Origin of the sequence: Dactylosporangium sp. CA-233914 (assembly GCF_050942935.1) — a bacterium.
Classification (GTDB): Bacteria; Actinomycetota; Actinomycetes; order Mycobacteriales; family Micromonosporaceae; genus Dactylosporangium.
The window spans coordinates 538,187-557,460 of the sequence record NZ_CP192030.1 but is presented as its reverse complement, the minus strand read 5'-3'; the positions used below and the strand labels follow the sequence as shown (position 1 = coordinate 557,460).

The 19,274-nt window shown below is 69.3% G+C and carries 19 protein-coding genes and 1 pseudogene; 13 read left to right on the top strand and 7 right to left on the bottom strand.

Features of this window, described 5'->3' with window-relative positions:
* Positions 1-225: 225 nt before the first annotated feature.
* A pseudogene (locus ACQPY0_RS02555) lies at positions 226-644 on the top strand (transketolase C-terminal domain-containing protein); the annotation flags it as partial.
* Between the two features lie 89 nt (positions 645-733).
* On the top strand, positions 734-1,192 hold the full coding sequence (locus ACQPY0_RS02550; protein ID WP_432983976.1) for a hypothetical protein: 459 nt from the start codon (positions 734-736) through the stop codon (positions 1,190-1,192).
* Between the two features lie 164 nt (positions 1,193-1,356).
* Here ACQPY0_RS02550 and ACQPY0_RS02545 read toward each other — a convergent pair whose 3' ends face one another.
* A complete protein-coding gene (locus ACQPY0_RS02545; RefSeq protein WP_432983973.1) occupies positions 1,357-2,223 on the bottom strand; it encodes an aldo/keto reductase family oxidoreductase in 867 nt (288 codons plus the stop codon).
* 124 nt (positions 2,224-2,347) lie between these two features.
* On the opposite strand from ACQPY0_RS02545, the gene ACQPY0_RS02540 reads away from it, so the two are divergent.
* The 4 genes from ACQPY0_RS02540 (at position 2,348) to ACQPY0_RS02525 (ending at position 6,212) form a co-directional block, all read left to right on the top strand.
* Positions 2,348-2,791, top strand: coding sequence for a winged helix-turn-helix transcriptional regulator (locus tag ACQPY0_RS02540; protein WP_432994950.1), 444 nt, complete (start codon positions 2,348-2,350; stop codon positions 2,789-2,791).
* A gap of 482 nt (positions 2,792-3,273) precedes the next feature.
* Positions 3,274-5,388: an AAA family ATPase gene (locus tag ACQPY0_RS02535; protein WP_432983970.1), complete on the top strand. Its 2,115-nt coding sequence runs from the start codon at positions 3,274-3,276 to the stop codon at positions 5,386-5,388.
* Entirely contained in the window at positions 5,388-5,588 is a 201-nt protein-coding gene (locus ACQPY0_RS02530) for a hypothetical protein (protein WP_432983967.1), read from the top strand. The genes ACQPY0_RS02535 and ACQPY0_RS02530 overlap by 1 nt, the downstream gene beginning before the upstream one ends.
* Before the next feature lie 12 nt (positions 5,589-5,600).
* On the top strand, positions 5,601-6,212 hold the full coding sequence (locus tag ACQPY0_RS02525; RefSeq protein ID WP_432983964.1) for a hypothetical protein: 612 nt from the start codon (positions 5,601-5,603) through the stop codon (positions 6,210-6,212).
* 215 nt (positions 6,213-6,427) lie between these two features.
* Here ACQPY0_RS02525 and ACQPY0_RS02520 read toward each other — a convergent pair whose 3' ends face one another.
* Positions 6,428-7,813, bottom strand: coding sequence for a class II fumarate hydratase (locus ACQPY0_RS02520; RefSeq protein WP_432983961.1), 1,386 nt, complete (start codon positions 7,811-7,813; stop codon positions 6,428-6,430).
* 20 nt (positions 7,814-7,833) lie between these two features.
* On the bottom strand, positions 7,834-10,806 hold the full coding sequence (locus ACQPY0_RS02515) for a BTAD domain-containing putative transcriptional regulator (protein ID WP_432983958.1): 2,973 nt from the start codon (positions 10,804-10,806) through the stop codon (positions 7,834-7,836).
* A gap of 646 nt (positions 10,807-11,452) precedes the next feature.
* On the opposite strand from ACQPY0_RS02515, the gene ACQPY0_RS02510 reads away from it, so the two are divergent.
* Positions 11,453-12,772, top strand: coding sequence for a PQQ-binding-like beta-propeller repeat protein (locus ACQPY0_RS02510; RefSeq protein ID WP_432983955.1), 1,320 nt, complete (start codon positions 11,453-11,455; stop codon positions 12,770-12,772).
* On the opposite strand, the gene ACQPY0_RS02505 is transcribed toward ACQPY0_RS02510, so the two are convergent.
* Positions 12,769-13,326, bottom strand: a complete 558-nt coding sequence (locus ACQPY0_RS02505; protein WP_432983952.1) for a helix-turn-helix domain-containing protein — start codon at positions 13,324-13,326, stop codon at positions 12,769-12,771. The genes ACQPY0_RS02510 and ACQPY0_RS02505 overlap by 4 nt on opposite strands.
* Positions 13,327-13,399: 73 nt before the next feature.
* Between ACQPY0_RS02505 and ACQPY0_RS02500 the strand changes: the two genes are divergently transcribed.
* The 6 genes from ACQPY0_RS02500 to ACQPY0_RS02475 all read left to right on the top strand — a co-directional run bounded on the left by ACQPY0_RS02500 (position 13,400) and on the right by ACQPY0_RS02475 (position 17,952).
* Positions 13,400-14,086 (top strand): AzlC family ABC transporter permease, encoded by a 687-nt coding sequence (locus tag ACQPY0_RS02500; protein ID WP_432983949.1) that lies wholly within the window; start codon positions 13,400-13,402, stop codon positions 14,084-14,086.
* Positions 14,083-14,391 (top strand): AzlD domain-containing protein, encoded by a 309-nt coding sequence (locus ACQPY0_RS02495; RefSeq protein WP_432983946.1) that lies wholly within the window; start codon positions 14,083-14,085, stop codon positions 14,389-14,391. The genes ACQPY0_RS02500 and ACQPY0_RS02495 overlap by 4 nt, the downstream gene beginning before the upstream one ends.
* 13 nt (positions 14,392-14,404) lie before the next feature.
* Positions 14,405-16,039: a fumarate hydratase gene (locus tag ACQPY0_RS02490; RefSeq protein ID WP_432983943.1), complete on the top strand. Its 1,635-nt coding sequence runs from the start codon at positions 14,405-14,407 to the stop codon at positions 16,037-16,039.
* Positions 16,040-16,154: 115 nt separating this feature from the next.
* Positions 16,155-16,682: a helix-turn-helix domain-containing protein gene (locus tag ACQPY0_RS02485; protein WP_432983940.1), complete on the top strand. Its 528-nt coding sequence runs from the start codon at positions 16,155-16,157 to the stop codon at positions 16,680-16,682.
* Positions 16,646-17,212, top strand: a complete 567-nt coding sequence (locus ACQPY0_RS02480; protein ID WP_432983937.1) for a DUF6036 family nucleotidyltransferase — start codon at positions 16,646-16,648, stop codon at positions 17,210-17,212. Before ACQPY0_RS02485 ends, ACQPY0_RS02480 begins: the two co-directional genes overlap by 37 nt.
* Before the next feature lie 260 nt (positions 17,213-17,472).
* Positions 17,473-17,952, top strand: a complete 480-nt coding sequence (locus tag ACQPY0_RS02475; protein WP_432983934.1) for a DUF4429 domain-containing protein — start codon at positions 17,473-17,475, stop codon at positions 17,950-17,952.
* A gap of 47 nt (positions 17,953-17,999) precedes the next feature.
* Here ACQPY0_RS02475 and ACQPY0_RS02470 read toward each other — a convergent pair whose 3' ends face one another.
* The 3 genes from ACQPY0_RS02470 to ACQPY0_RS02460 are packed head-to-tail and all read right to left on the bottom strand — an operon-like array spanning position 18,000 to position 19,244.
* Positions 18,000-18,302, bottom strand: a complete 303-nt coding sequence (locus ACQPY0_RS02470) for a hypothetical protein (RefSeq protein ID WP_432983932.1) — start codon at positions 18,300-18,302, stop codon at positions 18,000-18,002.
* Between the two features lie 33 nt (positions 18,303-18,335).
* Complete coding sequence (locus tag ACQPY0_RS02465) at positions 18,336-18,737, bottom strand: hypothetical protein (protein ID WP_432983929.1); 402 nt, start codon at positions 18,735-18,737, stop codon at positions 18,336-18,338.
* A gap of 27 nt (positions 18,738-18,764) precedes the next feature.
* Positions 18,765-19,244 (bottom strand): Lrp/AsnC family transcriptional regulator, encoded by a 480-nt coding sequence (locus tag ACQPY0_RS02460; protein ID WP_432983926.1) that lies wholly within the window; start codon positions 19,242-19,244, stop codon positions 18,765-18,767.
* Between the last annotated feature and the right edge of the window lie 30 nt (positions 19,245-19,274).

Here is a 19,274-nt window from a genome sequence, read left to right as displayed (position 1 = left end):
GAGCCGGCAAAGCGGCCAAATACCTACCTTGCAGAGACCCTGGTCCTCAGGCACCCCTATCACGTACCGGCCGTGCCGGAACAACAAAGGATACGGCACCTGGGTCCGGTGCAATTTCAACTGGGGCGAAGCGGCACGAAGTACGTGGACGGCGGCTTCAAGAAGGACTACTACGACGGGTACACCGAGTTCCTGTGGTCGTTCTCCGGCAAATGACGACGCTCCTCCTTGCTGGATGATGGGTGGTCGCCGCCCTTACGACGCGGTGCGGCCGTGCCGGTCGAACTGGTCGAACTGGTCGCGCCGGCCCGCGAGCACCGGCTGGTCGTGACCGTCGAGGACGGCGTGCGCGCCGGCGGCGTCGGAGTCGCGGTGGCCAGGGCGCTGCGCGACGCCGGCCTTTGGTTGCCGCAGCGCGATCTCGGGGTGCTGCGGTCCCACCCTCCCACCGCAGCCGGGCGGAGATCCTCACCGAGATCGGCCTGATCGCCCAGGACGTGGCCCGCCCCGCCATCCACGTGCCCGCGAAGAGCTGCGCCAAAGCATTCAACAGCAAGATTCCCTCAAGTTGCGCCCGGCATCGCCATATCTGGAAACGCATCGACCACAATCGGTCGCACGAGGATACCGATCCATGCGGATGACAGCGACGAATGGACGGTTCCGAGGGCGCCCTACTGATCTGCTGTTCCGGCCCGCGCCGCCGGAACGAAATTCCTGGAAGGGAGAGGCTGTGAGACGTCTGCGCACGGTGGTCTGCTCGGCCCTGTTGGGAACCGCGTTGGCGGTGGCTTTCGCGACGGTATTCGCATCTCCGGCGTCCGCCGCGACGAACCTGTACTGGAAGAACGGGACCAACGTCTCGAAATCAACGGTGTGGTCCGGGGCGAACGCCAGCAACATCCAGTGCTATGCCCCGTCGGGATACTACGCGACCATGTGTATCCGGTTCGACCGGCGGACCATCTACGTACGAAGCGACAAGGCCAACGGCTATTTCAAGCTGGGGAGGTGGACCGGGGGCGGCAACGCATACGTCTGCCAGAACAACCACAAAAATTCCTCTGGCGACAATACCTGGGTGGGATGCCACTGGACCTGGCCGAAAAAAGGCTGCTACACCATGAGGACCGGATACGGGCAGTCCGACTGGTACGTAACCAGCGGCCCCAGCGGCGTCAAGTGCTATTAGATGTATAGGGACGCACCGCTTCCCGGATCGGAGAAGTAGAGGTGGGTCGGGTCCACCGCCTGACGGGGCGTCGACCGACCGGCGAACGGTGAACCCGGCCCGCTCCTCCTCCGCTTCGGCATGATCGGTGGCATGGGCAAGCCCAGGCCGGCGGATGTTCCGCGTTAGCGGCCGATCTTGTCCAGCTCGGCGTTGTCGTCGTCGGAGAGGGAGAGTCCCGCGCCCGCGATGTTCTCGCGCAGGTGTGTCGTGGACGAGGTACCGGGGATCAGCAGGATGTTCGGCGAGCGCTGCAGCAGCCAGGCCAGGGCGACAGACATCGGTGTTGCCCCCAGCCGGGCGGCTACGGTCGACAGCGCCGAGGACTGCAGCGGGTTGAAGCCGCCGAGCGGGAAGAACGGCACGTAGGCGATGCCCTGGTCGGCGAGCGCGTCGATCAGGGCATCGTCCTGGCGGTGCGCGAGGTTGTACATGTTCTGCACGCACACGATCGGCGCGATCGCCTGCGCCTCGGCGACCTGTTCCGGCGTCGCGTTACTCAGTCCGAGGTGCCGGATCAGGCCCTGCTGCTGGAGTACGACGAGCGTCTCGAGCGCCTCGGCGACCGAACCGGGCTGGGGTCCCTCGGCATCGCCGAGCCGGAGGTTGACCAGGTCGAGCACGTCGAGACCGAGGTTCTCGAGGTTCTCGTGCACAGACCGGCGCAGGCTTTCGGGGTCACGGGCCGGGGGCCAGCCGCCCTGCTGGTCGCGGTTCGCGCCGACCTTGGTCACGATGTGCAGCGAGTCGGGGTACGGGTGCAGTGCCTCCCGGATCAGCCGGTTGGTGACATGCGGCCCGTAGGCGTCGGCGGTGTCGATGTGGGTGATGCCGAGCTCGACGGCCTCGCGGAGGACGGCGAGTGCGCCGTCGTGGTCGGCCGGCGGTCCCATGACCCAGGGGCCGGCGAGCTGCATGGCGCCGTAGCCGAATCGGGTGACGGTCAGGTCCCCGAGCGTCCAGGTGCCGCCGGGAAGGGAAGTGGAGGCCATGCTCATACCTCTGGCTTTCGTATCGCGCTGAGCGGTGCCTGCTCCACTATCAGGGGGTAACTTCCTCACGGGAAGTAGGCACTCAGAGGTGCGTAACGCACTCCGCGACGGAAGGGGCGATTCGATGGCAACGACGACAGCGGCGCAGAAGAGGACGCAGGCCAAGGCGGAGTATGACGCTTTCCTGGCGCAATGCCCCAGTCGCGAGCTGCTCGACCGAATCGCGGACAAGTGGGTCACGTTGGTGCTGGCCGCACTACGCAGCGACGGCTCGCATCAGTTCGGCGCCGACTGCGCCGGTGAACCCCGGCCGATGCGATACTCGGAGCTGTCGCGCCTGCTGGCCGGGGTCAGCCAGAAGATGCTGACTCAGACGCTACGTTCCCTGGAACGCGACGGTCTGATCACCCGCACTGTGGTGCCGACCGTGCCCGTCACGGTCACCTACGAGCTGACCGACCTCGGCCTCTCCCTGCACCAGACGATGCGCGGCTTGAAGGCCTGGGCCGAAATGCACATGGACGACGTGCTCACCAACCGCGCGACATACGACAACCACGTCGCCTGATCCCGGCACGCCGGACTTTTCCGTCTTCGAGCGGGACGTCAATGACGCGACCGGGTACCTGAGGCAGTCGCGGACCTACGCAGCCAACGCCGACAACGAGCCTGACTGGACTGCTGCGTGCGACGACGCTCATGCCGCCCGGGACTACGCAAACGCCGTCCACGACAAAGCGAACGGTGTCCCAGACGAAGCCAACAGCGTGAACGAGCACATAACCGACGTCGCCTCCGCGGTCAACCGCAAGTTGGCCGCATACGACTTCAGGATTCGCGATCCACTGTGGTCGCGGTCGGTGGCCTCCCGCTCGTCGAACGGCATCAGCCTGGCAACCAAGTCGCGTAGTGTCGTCCACTCGTCCACGACCGCCGTCCCACAATCACCTCGCCGCCGGCCGCTTCGACCCCGCCGGGAGTAGGTCGACCGGATCGCCGGTCCTGCCTGGTAGGCTCGCCGGGCGTCCGCACCAATGCCGGGAGCTTCCCTTGACCACGCCGTTCCAGATGCCCGAACGCCTTGTGGAGCAGCTCCAGAACGGCCGGTGCGTCTTGGTCCTCGGAGCCGGCGTCGCCCGCGCCGTCGGAACACCCACTTGGCGCGAGGTCATCGCCGACCTAGCGCCGACGTTGGATGACAGTCTTGGATATCAGCCCGAGCAGATCCAGGCGATGAGCGGCGATGAGGTCGAGGTCCTGGCTGAGCTCTTGACCGCCGAGTTGGGTCGGAAGCAGATCTCTGGGGCAATCCGCGACCGGCTCAAACTCCAGCCGGTCCGATGGACACCACCCTGGGTCCGCGCCCTGGCGGAGCTGCCCTTTGCCGCCGTGATCTCGCTGAACTGGGACGACTCCTTCGAGCGGCTCTTGACGCCCCGCGGCCCAGAGGTCCTAGTGCCGGGCAGAACGCTTCCGGATCGCCTCGGCAGCAATGTCTCCACGCTCCGGGTCCTCAAGCCGCTCGGCACCATCGGGAGCATGACGTCGCTACTGCTGTCGTTGTCCGAGTACAACCGCCGCTACGGTGCCTCCTCCGACTTCGGACGTCTGCTCAGCGCCACGCTGGCGGCCAACACCGTGCTGTTCGTCGGCGCTCAAGCGCGGACGATCAACGAGCTCCTGATCAGCGCAGGCGTGGAGGGCGGTAAGGGCGAGCATCCAGATTTCGCGGTCCTCGACGACGACTCAGGCATCGAGGCTCGTCTGGTGCGGTCGAGGCACAACGTTCGGCAGCTGGCGACCTCCTCCCTGGAGCGCTTCGTGCCCGCACTCGAGGCACGTGTGAGTGCCCAGCCTCGTCGACGCCGGCCGCGGACCGATCATCTGGTTCACGAGATGCGGTTGTCGAACATCGGCCCATTCCGGCGGCTGCAGGTACGATTCACCGACGACTGGACGGTGCTCCTCGGCGACAACGGCGCCGGCAAGTCGAGTGTGCTCCGAGCGTTGGCCTTCGCCCTGTGCGGCGCCTCGGTCTTGCCGGGCGAGGCCGATCGCCTGTTGATGACCCACCGCGAGAGCGGCTCCATTGAGGTCACGGTTGGCGAGACCAAGTACATGACGTCGCTGCAGCGAGAGCGCAACGGTGTCCGCGTGAAGACCAGCGTCCCGACACCGGTGGAGACCGGCGAGATGCTGGCACTTGGCTTTCCCGCATTCCGGGGGGTGTCCCGGAAGGCGCCGTCAGGCCCGCGCGAGGATCGTGTCCTTGGCGTCGGACACCCTTCGGACCTCGAGGCGCTACGCACAGGCGCGGTCGACGATCGGTTTGACGAGCTGCAACAGTGGCTCATCAACTTGGCGGTCGTCCACGGGGCCGGCGATCACTTCGGCGATGCCGACCGGGCTGGAGAGCGGCTCGATTCAGTGTTCGCTCTGTGGGAGCGCCTGATGCCCGGCATGCGACTGAGTTATTCGGGTCTGGATAGCACTCGGTGGGAAGTGCTCGGACGCTTGGATGGAACGGTCGTGCCGTTGCGCACCTTCAGCCAGGGGGCGATGTCGACTGTCTCGTGGGTCGGCACGCTGGTGCGTCGGCTCGTCGACCATTACCACGGAGGGGTCGACGAACTCGCCAACATGCCAGCATTGGTGATCATCGACGAGCTTGATGCACACCTGCATCCCGAGTGGCAGCGCCTTATCGTTCCGCGACTGCGCGAGGCGCTACCGAATCTTCAAGTCATCGCCACCACTCATTCGCCGCTAGTCGTTGGTTCGCTCGAGGCTGGTGAGGTGCTGACCCTTCACCGGACGCCCGCCGGCGCCGGCAGCATCGAAGAGTCCGAGCAGTTCCGGGGGTGGAGAGCCGACCAGATTCTCACCAGCCCGGCGTTCGGTCTCGACACCAGCCGGGATGCAGAGACGGAGCGCGATCTGGATGAATACCAGGCCGCGTTGGGCGATCGACCGGTTGATCCGGCATTGCTCGATCGTGTCGCACGATTGCCGCGGTCGGGCGAGACCGAGCTCGAACGGCAAGCCGCGGAGCTCATCGACGCCGGTTTACGGGAGCGACTATCGAGCCTGCCCGACGATCGGCAGGCGGCTCTGGTACGACAGGCGGCAGAGTATCTGCGCCAGCTCCGCGATGGCGAGAACTGATGCGGCGAGTGCCATTCGACCCGGACGCGTTGGACGGTCCGGAGGCCGACTGGTTCATACGGTGGCAACGCCGCGCGCGGCAGGCCGCCAACGCGCTCCGGGCCGTGCCGCCGGGCGAGCAGCCGAGCTTCCGGCAAACGGTGTGGGCGGACCTCAAGGCGTGGCTGCTTACGCACGTGTTCCACGGCAAATGCGCCTAGTGCGAAGGCCGAATGATCGCCCAGTCGTACGGCGCCGCGGAGCACTACCGGCCCAAGAGCCGCGTTACGACACCGACGGGGCGCGAGCCGGGTTATGCGTGGCTGGCGTACGAATGGCGCAACATCGTGCCGGCATGCGATCAGTGCAACAGCGGCGACGGCAAGCAGGACCAGTTTCCGATAGCGGGCCGCCGGGTTCTCGCGGTCGACGAGCTCACGAATCCCAACGATGTTACAGAGCTCGATGCGATCGAGCAGCCATTGCTCCTGCATCCCTATTCGGACGATCCGGAGCGGCACCTGGTTTTCGGTCTGGCCGGCGCGGTCGGCCCGCGCGACGGCAGCGCCAAGGGCCGCGAAACCATCGCGGTGTGCCGACTGGACCGCGCGGCGTTGATGGACGATCGGGCCCGTCTTCAGGAGCAGGTCCGCACCGAGGTTGCGCTCGCCTTCCTGGAGGCCGGCCGTGGCGAGATGACGCTCGCGGCCGCGCTGGAGCGGGTCCGCGAGAAGCATGCCGGAACACGGGCCGAATACTCCGCGGCGGGCCGCCAGGCGCTCTTGGACGCAGTCGGCGACCTCGCCGACCAGGCCGCCAGATATCGAGCCGACGCCAGTCGGTGAGCCGACCGGCCAGGAATTCATGCAGATGGCATGATCGGGTCGGCCGTTCTGCGACTGACCCCGGCAGCGGCGACTATGCAAAGGCGTTGCCGGTGGCATTGTCCAAGTGGCGCTGGTTCAGGCCGGTGGAGCACCTGATGACGGCCGCAAAGGCTGCCGATACTCAGAGGTCATCTGGTGATGCCGGACATTACGTCCCCCACAAGTGACTGGCGTCAGTGGGGGTTGGCCATGCGGAGCAGGTTGAGGGCCTCGTCCAGCTGTTGTTCCGTCAGTGTGCCGCGCTCGACGTGGCCGCGTTCCAGGACCACCTCGCGGATTGTGCGGGCCTGTGACAGGGCCTGCTTGGCGATCGCTGCCGCCTCTTCGTAGCCCAGGTACCGGTTCAGCGGGGTCACGATCGACGGGGAGCCGGCCGCGTACGCCTCCAGGATTTCGTGGTTCGCCTTCAGGTCGGTGATGCAGCGCTGCGCGAACAGGCGGGACACGCTGGTCAGCAGGCGGATGGACTCCAGCAGGTTGCGGGCGATCACCGGGAGCATCACGTTGAGCTCGAAGTCGCCTTGGGTGCCGGCGAACGCGACCGCCGCGTCGTTGCCGATTACCTGGGCTACCACCTGGCGGACCGCTTCCGGGATGACCGGGTTCACCTTGCCGGGCATGATCGAGGAGCCCGGTTGCAGGTCCGGGATCGCCAGCTCGCGCAGGCCGGCTCGCGGGCCCGAGCCCATCCAGCGGATGTCGTTGGCGATCTTGTACAGGCCGGCCGCGATCGTACGGACCACGCCCGACGCCTCCACCAGGGAGTCGCGGGCGCCCTGGGCCTCGAAGTGGTTGCGGGCCTCGGTCAACGGCAGTGACGTGGCCTGGGCCAGCAGCTCGATCACCCGCGGGGCGAAGCCCTCGGGCGTGTTCAGGCCGGTGCCGACCGCCGTGCCGCCCAGCGGCAGCTCGGCGACCCGCGGCAGGACGGACTCGATGCGCTCGACGCCGTAGCGGACCTGGGCGGCGTAGCCGGAGAACTCCTGGCCCAGGGTGACCGGGGTGGCGTCCATGAGGTGGGTGCGGCCCGCCTTGACCAGGGAGGCGAACTCCTCGGCCTTGCGCGTCAGCGCCTCCTGCAGCTCGGTCAGGGCCGGTGTCAGCGCGTTGCGCAGCTCGCCCGCCACGGCGACGTGGATGGCCGACGGAAACACGTCGTTGGAGGACTGCGAGGCGTTGACGTGGTCGTTCGGGTGCACCGGCTTGCCGAGCGTCCGCGAGGCCAGGGTCGCGATCACCTCGTTGACGTTCATGTTCGACGAGGTGCCGGAGCCGGTCTGGAACACGTCGATGGGGAACTGATCGGAAAAATCGCCATCAGCAACAGCCCGGGCGGAAGAGGCGATAACTTCCGAAACATCCGGATCGAGCACGCCCAAGGAGCCGTTCACCGAAGCCGCCGCCGCCTTGATGAGCGCGAGCGCTCGGATCAGGGCGGGCTCAAGACGTACACCCGAAATGGGGAAGTTCTCGACGGCTCGCTGGGTCTGGGCGCGCCACAGGGCATCCGCCGGGACTCGGACCTCGCCCATGGTGTCGTGCTCGATGCGGAACTCCATAGGCCCATCTTGCCCACGGATCAGCGCGACAACGCAGTGAGATCGCGCGCACCCAGCGAGGTGAACAGGGCCACCGCCTCGTCCGTGCGGCCCAGGCCGGCCAGGGCGCGGGCCAGCTCGTACTGGTCGCCGATGCGGGACGCCTTCGCGAAGGCCTCCTTGTTGAGCCAGTCGGCCTCCGCCGGGCGGCCGACCGCGCGCAGGGTGAGGGCCAGGTCGTTGGCGGCCAGGCACTGGCCGGAGACGTCGGCGACGCGCTCCATCTGGTCGCGGGCGGAGCGCTGGCACGTCTCGGCGTCGGCGAGCCGGCCCCGGAGGCGGTACGCGGTGCCGAGCTTGCTCAGCGTCTCGGCGGCGCCGTACTGGTTCACGGAGTCCCGCTTGAGCACCAGGGCGCGCTGCAGCAGCGCGGTCGCGACGCTGAGGTGGCCGAGGTGGAGGTGGACCAGGCCGAGCTCGCCGAGGATGATCGAGAACGGCCGGATCGCGCCGATGCGGCGGGCGACGGCCAGGGCGCGGCGGTTCGCGGCGAGGGCCTGGGTGTAGTTGCCCGCCTGGGTGTGCACGAGCCCGACCGTGCTGTGCAGCTTGAACTCCAGGCTCGGCGGCAGCTCGGCCAGGCGGACCTGGGCGGCGGCCTCGGCGGACGCGATCGCCTCCGGATACTGCCCGAGGCGGCTGTACAGCATGGCCAGGTTGGTCAGGGCGGTGCCGACCAGCCGGGGCAGGTCCTCGCGCTCGGCGATGCGGATGACAGTCTGCAGGGTGGTCAGCGCGTCGGTGAGGCGGCCCATGCGGAAATAGACAGCAGCCAGATAGTTGCGCGACTCCGCCTCGAGCTCCGGGTCGGACAGGGCGACCGCGGCCTCGATCGCGCGCTCGTACAGGTCGAGCTGGTGCTCGCCGAAGCCGAAGCCGAACAGGAACGGCGACACGACGCGGGTGAGCATGCACGTGTGGCGATGGCGGCCGGCCTCGGCGGCGAGGCGGGCGACACCGAGCACGTTGGGCAGCTCGCGCTCCAGCCAGCGGCGTGCGTCGGGCGGGGCCGCGAAGTCCAGCGCGGTCGGCGGCGGGCTGTCCAGGCGCAGCAGCGACCGGGCGTCGGTGACCTCCATGAACCTTGTCGCGGCGACGACGCTGTACAGGTAATGGTCCAGCAGTCGCCCGACCGCGCCGGCGTCGCCCTGCGCGAGCTGCGCGGCGTAGTCGCGCAGCAGGTCGTGCAGCCGGTACCGGCCCGCCTCCGGCGCCTCCACGAGGTGCACGTCGACCAGGTCCTCCAGCAGGTGCTCGGCCTCGAGGACCGGGATGCCGGCCAGGGCCGCGGCCGCCGCGGGTTCGAAGTCGCCCGGCGGGTGCAGCCCCAGAACCGCGAAAAGCCTCTGCAGCGGTACGGCCAGTTGCTGGTACGACAGCGTGAACGCCGCCGCCACCGTCCGGCCGTCGACCGCGAGCTCCGGCAGCCGCGGGTCCGCAGTGCGCAGCCGCATCGCCAGGTCGGACACGCTCCAGCTGGGCCGGTGCTGCAGCCTCGCCCCCGCCAGCCGTACCGCGAGCGGCAGCCGCCCGCACAGCTCGGCGACCTCGACGGTGCAGGCGGGATCGGCGTACGCGCGCTCGCCCACGGTCCGCCGCAGCAGTTCGACGGCGTCGTCCAGCGGCAGCACGTCCAGCGACACCGTGGAGGATCCGTCGAGCCCGCCGAGGCGGCGCCGGCTGGTGATGACAACGCCGGTGTGCGCGGTGCCGGGCAGCACCGGCAGCACCTGGGCGGTGTCGAGGGCGTTGTCGAGCAGCACCAGCACCTGCCGGTCGGCGAGCTCGGTGCGCCACAGCACGGCCCGGTCGTCCAGGCCCGGCGGCACCCGCTCGGCCGGCACGCCGAGCTGGCGCAGCAGCGCGCCGAGCGCCTCGCCCGGGTCGAGCGGGGCCCGGTCGCTGTGACCGCGCAGGTCGAGGTAGAGCTGGCCGTCGGGATACCGCTCGGCGGCGGCGTGCGCGACCCGGACCGCGAGCGACGTCTTGCCGGTGCCGGCCATCCCGTCGATCGCGATGACCTCGGGCCGCTCGGCGCGCAGCGCCGCGACCAGCCGCTGGACCAGCTCCGCGCGGCCGGAGAAGTCGGCGACGTCCCGCGGCAGGCAGCGCGCGGCCCGCCGCCCCAGCGCCCGCGGCGCCTGCGGCAGCAGCAGCGCGGCGTCGCCGTTGAGGATGCGCCGGTGCAGCTCGGCGAGCTCGGCGCCCGGCTCGATGCCCAGCTCCTCGGCCAGCAGCGCCCGCCCGCGCCGGAACACCGCGAGCGCGTCCGCCCGCCGCCCGGTCCGTGCGAGCGCGGTCATCAGGTGCCCGCGGAACTGCTCGTGGTGCGGGAAGCGCTCGACGAGGTCGGCGACCTCGGCCAGGATCTCCTCGGCCAGGTCGAGCTGCAGCTCCAGGTCGAGGCAGAACGCCATGGCCGCGGTCCACTGCTCCTCCAGGTGCGCGGCCGCGGCCCGGACCACGTCCGAGTCGACGTCGGTGAGCGGCCGCCCCCGCCACAGCGCGAGCGCCGCCCGCAGCTCGTCGCGCCCGCCGGCCAGGTCGCCGTCGGCCGCCTGGGCCCGCCCGCGCTCGACCCGCGCGGCGAACAGCGCCGCGTCGAGGTCCTCCGGCCCGACCTTGATCCGGTACCCGGCCGGCTCCGTCACGACCAGGTCCTCGGGCAGCCCCACCCTGCGCAGCAACTGCCGCAGCCGCGACACGCAACTGTGCACCTGGGCCCGCGCGGTCAACGGCGGATTGTTGTCCCACAGCGCGGTGATGACCTGCTGCACTGGTACGAGCTGTCCCTCGCGCAGCAGCAACAGCGCCAGCAACACCCGCTCCCGCGGCGCCGCGACCGTGATCTCGGCCCCGGACGTCCGAATCTGGACCGGGCCGAGGATCGAAAATCGGGTCGAATCGCGCATCATCACCCTCTGTGCGGCCGCCGCCTCCCCTCGAAGCTGCACGCTGAATACCCGATGGTAGTCAGATGAGAGCGCCGAAAGAGCCGGGACGGCGACCCTTTTTCACGGGAGCGCATGCGCGTGCCGGAATGCGTCCAGAAGTTGCGGAGTCCTTGCTCAGGACGTGCGCTCGCCTTACTCAGCGGCGGCGAACCACTACTCTGGACGAACGGGGATATTCCGGTCAGCCGTGCGCTTCATTTGATGCGGGGCTGCGCCCAGCGATGCGCGCGGCCCCGAAAACTCTTTCCACCCCATTACCGATCGTGACCACCGATTTCGGAAATTTCGGGTGTTGGCGCGATAAGTCGGGCGCTCCGCACCACGACTTATCGGATTTTTCGCCCGTCAGGCGATATGTCCGCTTTCCACCGGACGGCAACCCGGCGCCTCGGCCCCTCATCCACCGGCTGAGAGCGATCACACACTCGGCCCCGAATGGCGGACCGATCCAAACCTTGTGCCTTCGGCCGATCATTCGGCACCGAACGGCCGATGCCATTCCGGCTATTCCGAGAACCGGCCCCACGGCCTGCGACGAGCGACGAGAGGGTGGCCCGCCGGGTCTCCACGTTCGGGTGAATAGCCGCGACACGGGCAAAAGCCGTCATCCGCCGCAGTACCATGCCGCGCCGCTACGCTGCCCCTCGTGGCGAGGGGAGCGGTCCGCAACTTCGAGACGGTGCTTGGCGCGATCGGTGTGCTGGCGCTCATCATCACCGCGATCATCATCACCGGCTGGAACCCGCTGCCCAAGGTCACCGACTGGTGGAACAAGGTCGCCGACAGCACCAGCAAGCTCTCCACGCCCGACACCAGCTGGACCGACCGGGTCGGTGGGCAACCGTCGTCCGCCGTCGTCGCCGGGACCGCCGCGATCGTCAGCATGCGCGGGACCGTCGAGGCGCGGTCGCTCACCAGCGGACAGGTGCTGTGGACCAAGGAGGCCGACTGGGCGGGCGTGGCCGGGGACGGCGGGAACGTGATCGCCGTCGTCGGGCGGCGCGGGACCGGGCTGGAGGCGCTGGAGCCCGGTAGCGGGACCGTGCGCTGGAAGGACGGCGACGCGGTCGGGGCCTGGACGTTCCGGGACTCCGTGCTGACGCTCGCATGCGGCGGGTTGTCGGACTGCACGCTCAGCGCCCGGGCACTGAAGGACGGGGCGCAGTACTGGAAGCTCACGCTGCCCGGCATCGGACGGGTGCTCAACGGGATCAACAGCGACCTGCTGGGGACCGAGATCAAGGCCGACGCGTACCGGGACGCGATCCAGGCGATGCCGCGGGCGATCCCGGCAATGCTCGGGTTCCCCATCGAGCAGAAGGTGAAGGTCGTCGACGCCTCGCAGGGAAAGCTGGTGCGGGAGGAGCATCCGTCCAACACCGCGCGGGTCGTGGTCGTCGGCGGACGGGTGCTGGTGTCGAGCGCCGTGCCGAAGGACGGCAACTGCCGGTACAGCCTCGAGGCCAAGGATCCGGGCACCGGCAAGACGGTGTGGAAGAAGGACGGGTACGACCTGCGGACCTCGTCCGGGGCCGGGTGCGAGCAGCGGCACGACCCGGCGGGCGCCGACACCGTGCTCATCGCCACGCGCGGGGACAACCGGGAGGTGTTCCTGTCGCCGCGGGACGGGCGCGAGATGTGGGCCGGGGCCGAAGGGGACGAGATCGTCGCGGCCGACAGCCAGTACGGGCTGGTGCGCACCGACGGCGGCAAGACCCTCGCCGTGGTCGGGTTCGAGAAGGGCGGGCGGCTCTGGCAGCACGAGGTGCCGGCCAAGGCCGACGTGGCGATCTCGCGCTACGCGGTGCTGGTGCGCGACTCGGCCGGCGGACGCCTGATCGCCTACGCACCCGACAGCGGCCGGACGCTCATCGACGCCAAGACCACCGCCGACGTCCTCGGCATCGGCGACCACGGGCTGATGGTCGGGCGCGGCCGGACGATCGGCTACCTGCCGTACAGCTAGCGGTGCTCCATCACGAGGGCGAACGAGGTGTGGGGCGCCAGGGCCTCGTAACCGTGCGCGACGTCGCCGGCGAAGGACGCGTAGTCGTGGACGTCGAGGTCGACCGGGGAGTCCTCGGGGCCGACGCGCAGCCGGCCGCTGATCATCACCACGTGCTCGACCGTGCCGGGCAGGTGCGCGTCGGCCTTGCGGGCGCCGACGGGCTCGACGCGCATGAGGTAGATGTCCCGGCGTACCCCGGGCGGGCTGGTCGCCAGCAGCGTCCCGACGAAGTCGGCCTGTTCGGACTTGACCGACGGCCCCTCGCCGGCCCGGATCACGCGGGGCGCGGTCGGCGGGGGTTCGACGAGGCGGCTGAACGGCACGTTGAGCGCGACCGCGAGGGCCCACAGCGTCTCGATGTTGGGGTTGCCGGCGCCCGATTCCAGCTGGCTGAGCGTGGACTTGGCGATCCCGGCCCGCTTGGCGACCTCGCTGAGGGACAGCTTCTCCCGTTCCCGCTCGCGGCGCAGGGCGGCGGCGATGAGGTCGATCGGGGGCTTGCTGGGATCCATGGACATCCGTTCGGTACGTCGAACGCCTTATTCGTCTTGACGAACACTCGATCTGCGTACAGCATACCGAACCATGCGTTCGATTCTCCGAACAGATCCGCTCGTCCGGGACGTGGCAGCCCTGTGCGCGGCGGGCGTGGTCGTCGGGCTGTCCTTCGGCGCCATCGCCAGCGCCGCCGGGGTGCCGCTGAGCCAGATCGTCGCCATGAATGCCCTGGTCTACGCCGGTGGCGCCCAGTTCCTCGCCGTCGGGCTGGCCGGCGCCGGGGCCACCGCGGCCGCGATCGTGCTCGCCGGGCTGCTGCTCAACGCCCGGCACCTGCCGTTCGGCCTGGCGATCGGCAACGAGGTGCTCGGCGAGAGCCGGCTCGCCCGCCTGGTCGGCAGCCACGTCATGACCGACGAGTCCGTCGCCTTCGCCCTGGCCCAGGACGACCCAGCCCGCCGCCGCCGCGCGTTCTGGCTCACCGGCGCCTGCCTGTTCGTGAGCTGGAACATCTCCGCGGCTGTGGGGGCGATCGCCGGCTCCGCGCTCGGCGACCCTGACACGTTCGGCATCGACGCGGCGTTTCCGGCCGCGCTGCTCGCCCTGACCCTGCCTTCCCTCAAAGACCACGCATCGGTACGCGTCGCAGTCGCCGGCGCCGCCCTAGCGCTCGCGGCCACGCCGCTGCTGCCGGCCGGCCTTCCGGTGCTCGTGGCGCTGGCCGGGATCGCCTTCGCGCTGCCCGTACCGACGCGGAAGGCCGGACCGAAGTGAGCTGGATCGCGATCATCGCGCTCGCGGCGGGCACCTACGCGTTCCGCTTCGCCGGGCCTGTCCTGCGCGACCGGATCTCGGTGTCCGAGCAGGTCGGGCGCTACCTCACGCTCGCGGCCGTCGCCCTGCTGGCCGCACTCATCGCGACCGCCGCCCTGCTGGACGGCACCCACTTCGTGGGCTGGGCGCGCCCGGCCGGGGTCGTGGTCGGCGCGATCCTGGCCTGGCGCAAGGCGCCCTTCGTCGTCGTGGTGGTCGCCGCCGCACTCACCGCCGCCCTGCTCAGAGCGGCCGGGATCAGCTGATTACAGTCGAGGCATGCCCGAATTCGCGTTCTCCCCGCTGCTGCCGCTCGGATCCGACACCACCGAATACCGCCTGGTCACCAGCGACGGGGTCGGGCGCGACGGGCGGTTCCTGACGGTCGAGCCGGAGGCGCTGACCCGCCTGACCGACGAGGCCATGCACGACATCGCGCACTTCCTGCGCCCCGCCCACCTGACCCAGCTACGCTCGATCATCGACGACCCGCAGGCGTCGGCCAACGACCGCTTCGTCGCGCTCGACCTGCTGCGCAACGCCAACATCGCCGCCGGCGGCATCCTGCCCATGTGCCAGGACACGGGCACCGCGATCGTGATGGGCAAGCGGGGCCGCTTCGTGCTCACCGACGGCAACGACGAGGCGGCGATCGCCCGCGGGGTGTACGACTCCTACACGCGCCTCAACCTGCGCTACTCGCAGCTCGCGCCGCTGAGCATGTGGGACGAGAAGAACACCGGCTCCAACCTGCCGGCCCAGATCGAGCTCTACGCCGAGGGCGACGACGCGTACAAGTTCCTGTTCATGGCCAAGGGCGGCGGCTCGGCGAACAAGAGCTACCTGTACCAGGAGACGAAGGCCCTGCTGAACCCGACCCGCATGATGCAGTTCCTCGAGGAGAAGCTGCGCCTCATCGGGACCGCGGCCTGCCCGCCGTACCACCTGGCGATCGTCATCGGCGGCACGTCGGCCGAGCACGCGCTGAAGACGGCGAAGCTCGCCTCGGCGAAGTACCTCGACACGCTGCCCACCGCCGGCACCCCGGTTGGCCACGGCTTCCGCGACCTGGAGCTGGAGGCCGAGGTCCTGCAGCTCACGCGGGAGTTCGGCATCGGCGCCCAGTTCGGTGGCCGCTACTTCTGCCACGACGTGCGCGTGGTCCGCCTCCCGCGCCACGGCGCCTCCTGCCCGGTCGCGATCGCGGTCTCCTGCTCCGCCGACCGCCAGGCCGTCGGCAAGATCAACGAGCAGGGCATCTGGCTGGAGCAGCTGGAGCGCGACCCGGCCCGCTTCCTGCCCGACGTCACCGACGAGCACCTCGACGACGACGTGGTCCAGGTCGACCTCAACCGCCCGATGGCCGAGATCCGCGCCCAGCTGTCCCAGCTGCCGGTGAAGACCCGGCTGTCGCTGACCGGCCCACTGGTCGTGGCCCGCGACATCGCCCACGCCAAGATCGCCGAGCGCCTCGACGCGGGCGAGCCGATGCCGCAATACTTGCGCGACCACGCCGTCTACTACGCCGGCCCGGCCAAGACCCCCGAGGGCTACGCGTCAGGCTCGTTCGGCCCGACGACGGCGGGGCGCATGGACGCGTACGTGGAGAAGTTCCAGGCCGCCGGCGGCTCGATGGTCATGCTGGCCAAGGGCAACCGCTCCAAGCAGGTGACCGACGCCTGCCGCACACACGGCGGCTTCTACCTGGGCTCGATCGGCGGCCCGGCAGCCCGGCTGGCCCAGGACTGCATCAAGCACGTCGAGGTGATCGAATACCCGGAACTGGGCATGGAGGCGGTCTGGAAGATCGACGTGGTCGACTTCCCAGCCTTCATCGTGGTCGACGACAAGGGCAACGACTTCTTCGCCGAGGTCACCAAGCCAACCCTGACCCTGCAAATCGGCCGCCGGTAGCTGCGTAGCCCCGAACCGTCCCCTCGCCTCGTATGGCGAGGGGGCTTTTGCCGTCTCTGGCTGCTGGCGCCCTGACGACGTGGCGCTTATAGCGTTTATTGCGTACCATGGGGACATGCGACGCACCCCCGACAACCTGCTCAGCACCGTCGAGGCGGCGCAGATCCTCCACTGCTCCCGTCAGCACATCGTCGACATGTGCACCCGCGGTGAACTGCCCTACACCCGCACCGGCACCCACCGGCGCATCCCCCGGCAAGCCGTCGAGCAGCTCGTCGAGCCGCAGCCTGAACTCCGCCGGGACGTTGAACGCTCCCTGTGGATCAACCACGCGCTCGCCGCGAAACTCATCAACAACCCCGACGGCGTCATCACCGCCGCCAAAGAACGCCTCCAATTCCTTCGCCACGTCCACAGCGACGGGCACAGCAACCCCTACTTCGACCAATGGCAGCAGCTCCTCGACGAAGGCCCTGGCGCAATCCTCGCCACCATGACCGAGCGATCCGAACGGGCCGCCGCCCTCCGCACCGCCTCGCCACTGTCCGGCCTCGGCCTTCTCACTCCAGAAGAACGGGAGCGAGTCATGACATCATTCAGGGCCTGGTGGAAGACCACCAACGGCAACAAGAAGCGCGGATGAGACGCGACGAACTCGAACACGCTCTCCGCGCCGCAGCAGACATCACCGGCGAACGGACCATGTTCGTCATCGGCAGCCAATCGATCCTCGGCAGCTACCGCGAATGGGAACTACCGGCGGCGGCCACCGTGTCACGCGAGGTCGACATCGGATTCTTCAACGACCCCGGCGGGCACAAAGCCGACCTCATCGAAGGCGCGATCGGTGAGGAGTCCGACTTCGACCAGACCTATGGCATCTACGTCGACGGCGTCGACGAACAGACCGCCGCCCTACCGAATGGCTGGTGGGAACGGCTCGTCGAGGTGACCGGCGCCAACACTGCCGGCGCTCGAGGTTTGTGCCTCGAACCGCACGACTGCGCCCTGTCGAAACTCGCCGCGGGCAGGGAGAAAGACCACGCGTTCGTCGCCGCTCTCCTCGACGCGGGCCTGATCAACGCTGACGTGCTGGCCGAGCGGGCAGAGACGATGGACGTGCCGCCGGTGGCGCTACGGCGGATGCTGGACTGGCTCAGCCGCTGGCGGTGACACTGCCCTGACGGCGCATCCAGCAGGCCCGGTCAGTGTGACCGGGCCTGCTGGATTGCTGGAAGATGCTGGAATTCAGCCAACCCGGCGCATCTGCCGACGGCGCCGCGACCTGCACCGGCCGGGGCGAGGCGAGGCGGTCGTCGGGCTCCCGGATGAACCGCGCGTGACCAACGCCTCCGCAGCTCCACCAGCAACCAGGAATGCATCCGTCATTCGGATGGTTCCCGCCAGCCAATATACGGCGGCAAAATCCCGCCGTGGATGAAGTCAGAGGACACAACGGGCAAGTCGAGTTCGACGGCACCTATGTAACGATCCGGCGCAAAGGCCTACTGGCCCGCGCGTCCGTGGGCAAGGGCGAGAAGCGGATCCCGCTTGCGTCCGTGGTGTCGGTGCAATGGAAGCAGGCCGGGGCGCTGGTCAATGGCTTCATCCAGTTCGAGACCGCCGGCGTCGGCGGCACCCGATCACGGTCCGGCTCCCAGACCCGCGACGCCAGCCGCGACGAGAACTCTGTGATCTTCACCAAGGCGCAGATGGGCGCCTTCGCGGATCTCCGCGCCGCCGTCGAGGAGGCGCTTGCTGCACGACACGCTCCGCAGCCGGTTCACCAGTCCGCAGCACCGGTGTCCGTCGCCGACGAACTCGCAAAGCTGGCCGCGCTGGCACAACAGGGCATCCTGTCCCAGCAGGAGTTCGAGGCGCTGAAGGCCCGGCTCCTCGGCAGCGGCCAGTAGCGCCCCGGAGCAGCGGAAGGCCCCGCGCCCGCTGGCGTGGGGCCTTCTCAGTACAGGGTCGGGTCGTAGCCGGGCGGATCCTCAGCCTCGTAGCGGTGCTCGTGCGCCAGCTCAGCGTCGGCGGTGTACGTGGAAGCCCAGGCGGTCACCGCGTCGACTCCTCGTTCCAGATGCGTCGCATTCGTCGCACCGGCCAGCTGCCGTTCGGCGTCGACGAGCGAGCCCGGCAGGTCGCCGCGGAGCGCGGTGTGGATGTTGAGGACGTGCTTGCCGAGTGGGTCGCGGCCAGCGAGCGCGTTCGCCTCCGACGGGCCGCAGCGAACCGATGGCTGCCGGGAGGTAGCGGACACCTGCCGGGGCCGTCACCGGTCGGCGAATCCGCCCTACCAGTCGCGCCACTCGTCGGTCAGTTCATGGGGCTCGCAACCGCGGCGAGCGGTCAACGCCTCCACATCGACCCCCGCGTCCGTCACAACGTCGTCGATGTACTCGCACAGCTCCTCGCGGGTAATGGTGTCGATGTGACCCTCGAACGTCTCGTCGACGACGTTGAGGGCACACACCACCCGCTCGACGGCCGCCCAGACAACCTCGTCCGCCGGGTCGGTCCCCAGCCCGGCGACATCTCGCTCGAACGCCGCCAGCGCAGCATCGACGCCGTCGGTGAAATCCGCGGGCCACGCACGCGACGCATACGCCTCTTCCGCGCTCAGCGTCCCGGCAGCGACCGCCGCCTCCTGCTCCGCCACCTCGCGCCGCCATCGCTGCGTCAATCGCTCGATCACGAGCGACAGCCTAGATCCCGCCGGTCCTCAATCGCGGCCGGCGGCTGCGGCGACGAGGGGGAGCACGCGGTACGGGATCTGCTCGGCCAGGGCGATGATCGTCGAGGAGCGGACGATCCCCTCGTGGCTCATCACCCGGTCGATCACGCGTTGCAGGTCGGCGTTGGAGCGGGCCACGATCCGGCACAGCAGGTCGCCCGAGCCCGTGATCGTGTGGACCTCCAGCACCTCCGGGATGCCCGACAGGTGGGCCGACACCGGGTCGTGGCCGAAGCGCTGGCGGATCTCCAGGGTCACGAACGCCGTCACCGTGTAGCCCAGCGCCACCGGGTCGACGTCCGGGCCGTGGCCGCGGATCACCCCCCGCGCCGCCAGCCGGTCCAGCCGGGCCTGGACCGTCCCGCGGGCGACCCCCAGGCGGCGGGAGGACTCGAGGACACCGATCCGCGGCTCGGCGTGCAGCAGGGCGATGAGCCGTGCATCGAGAACGTCGATTTCATTGGACAATCTGCCCACCCAACCCCGGCGCCGAGGCGA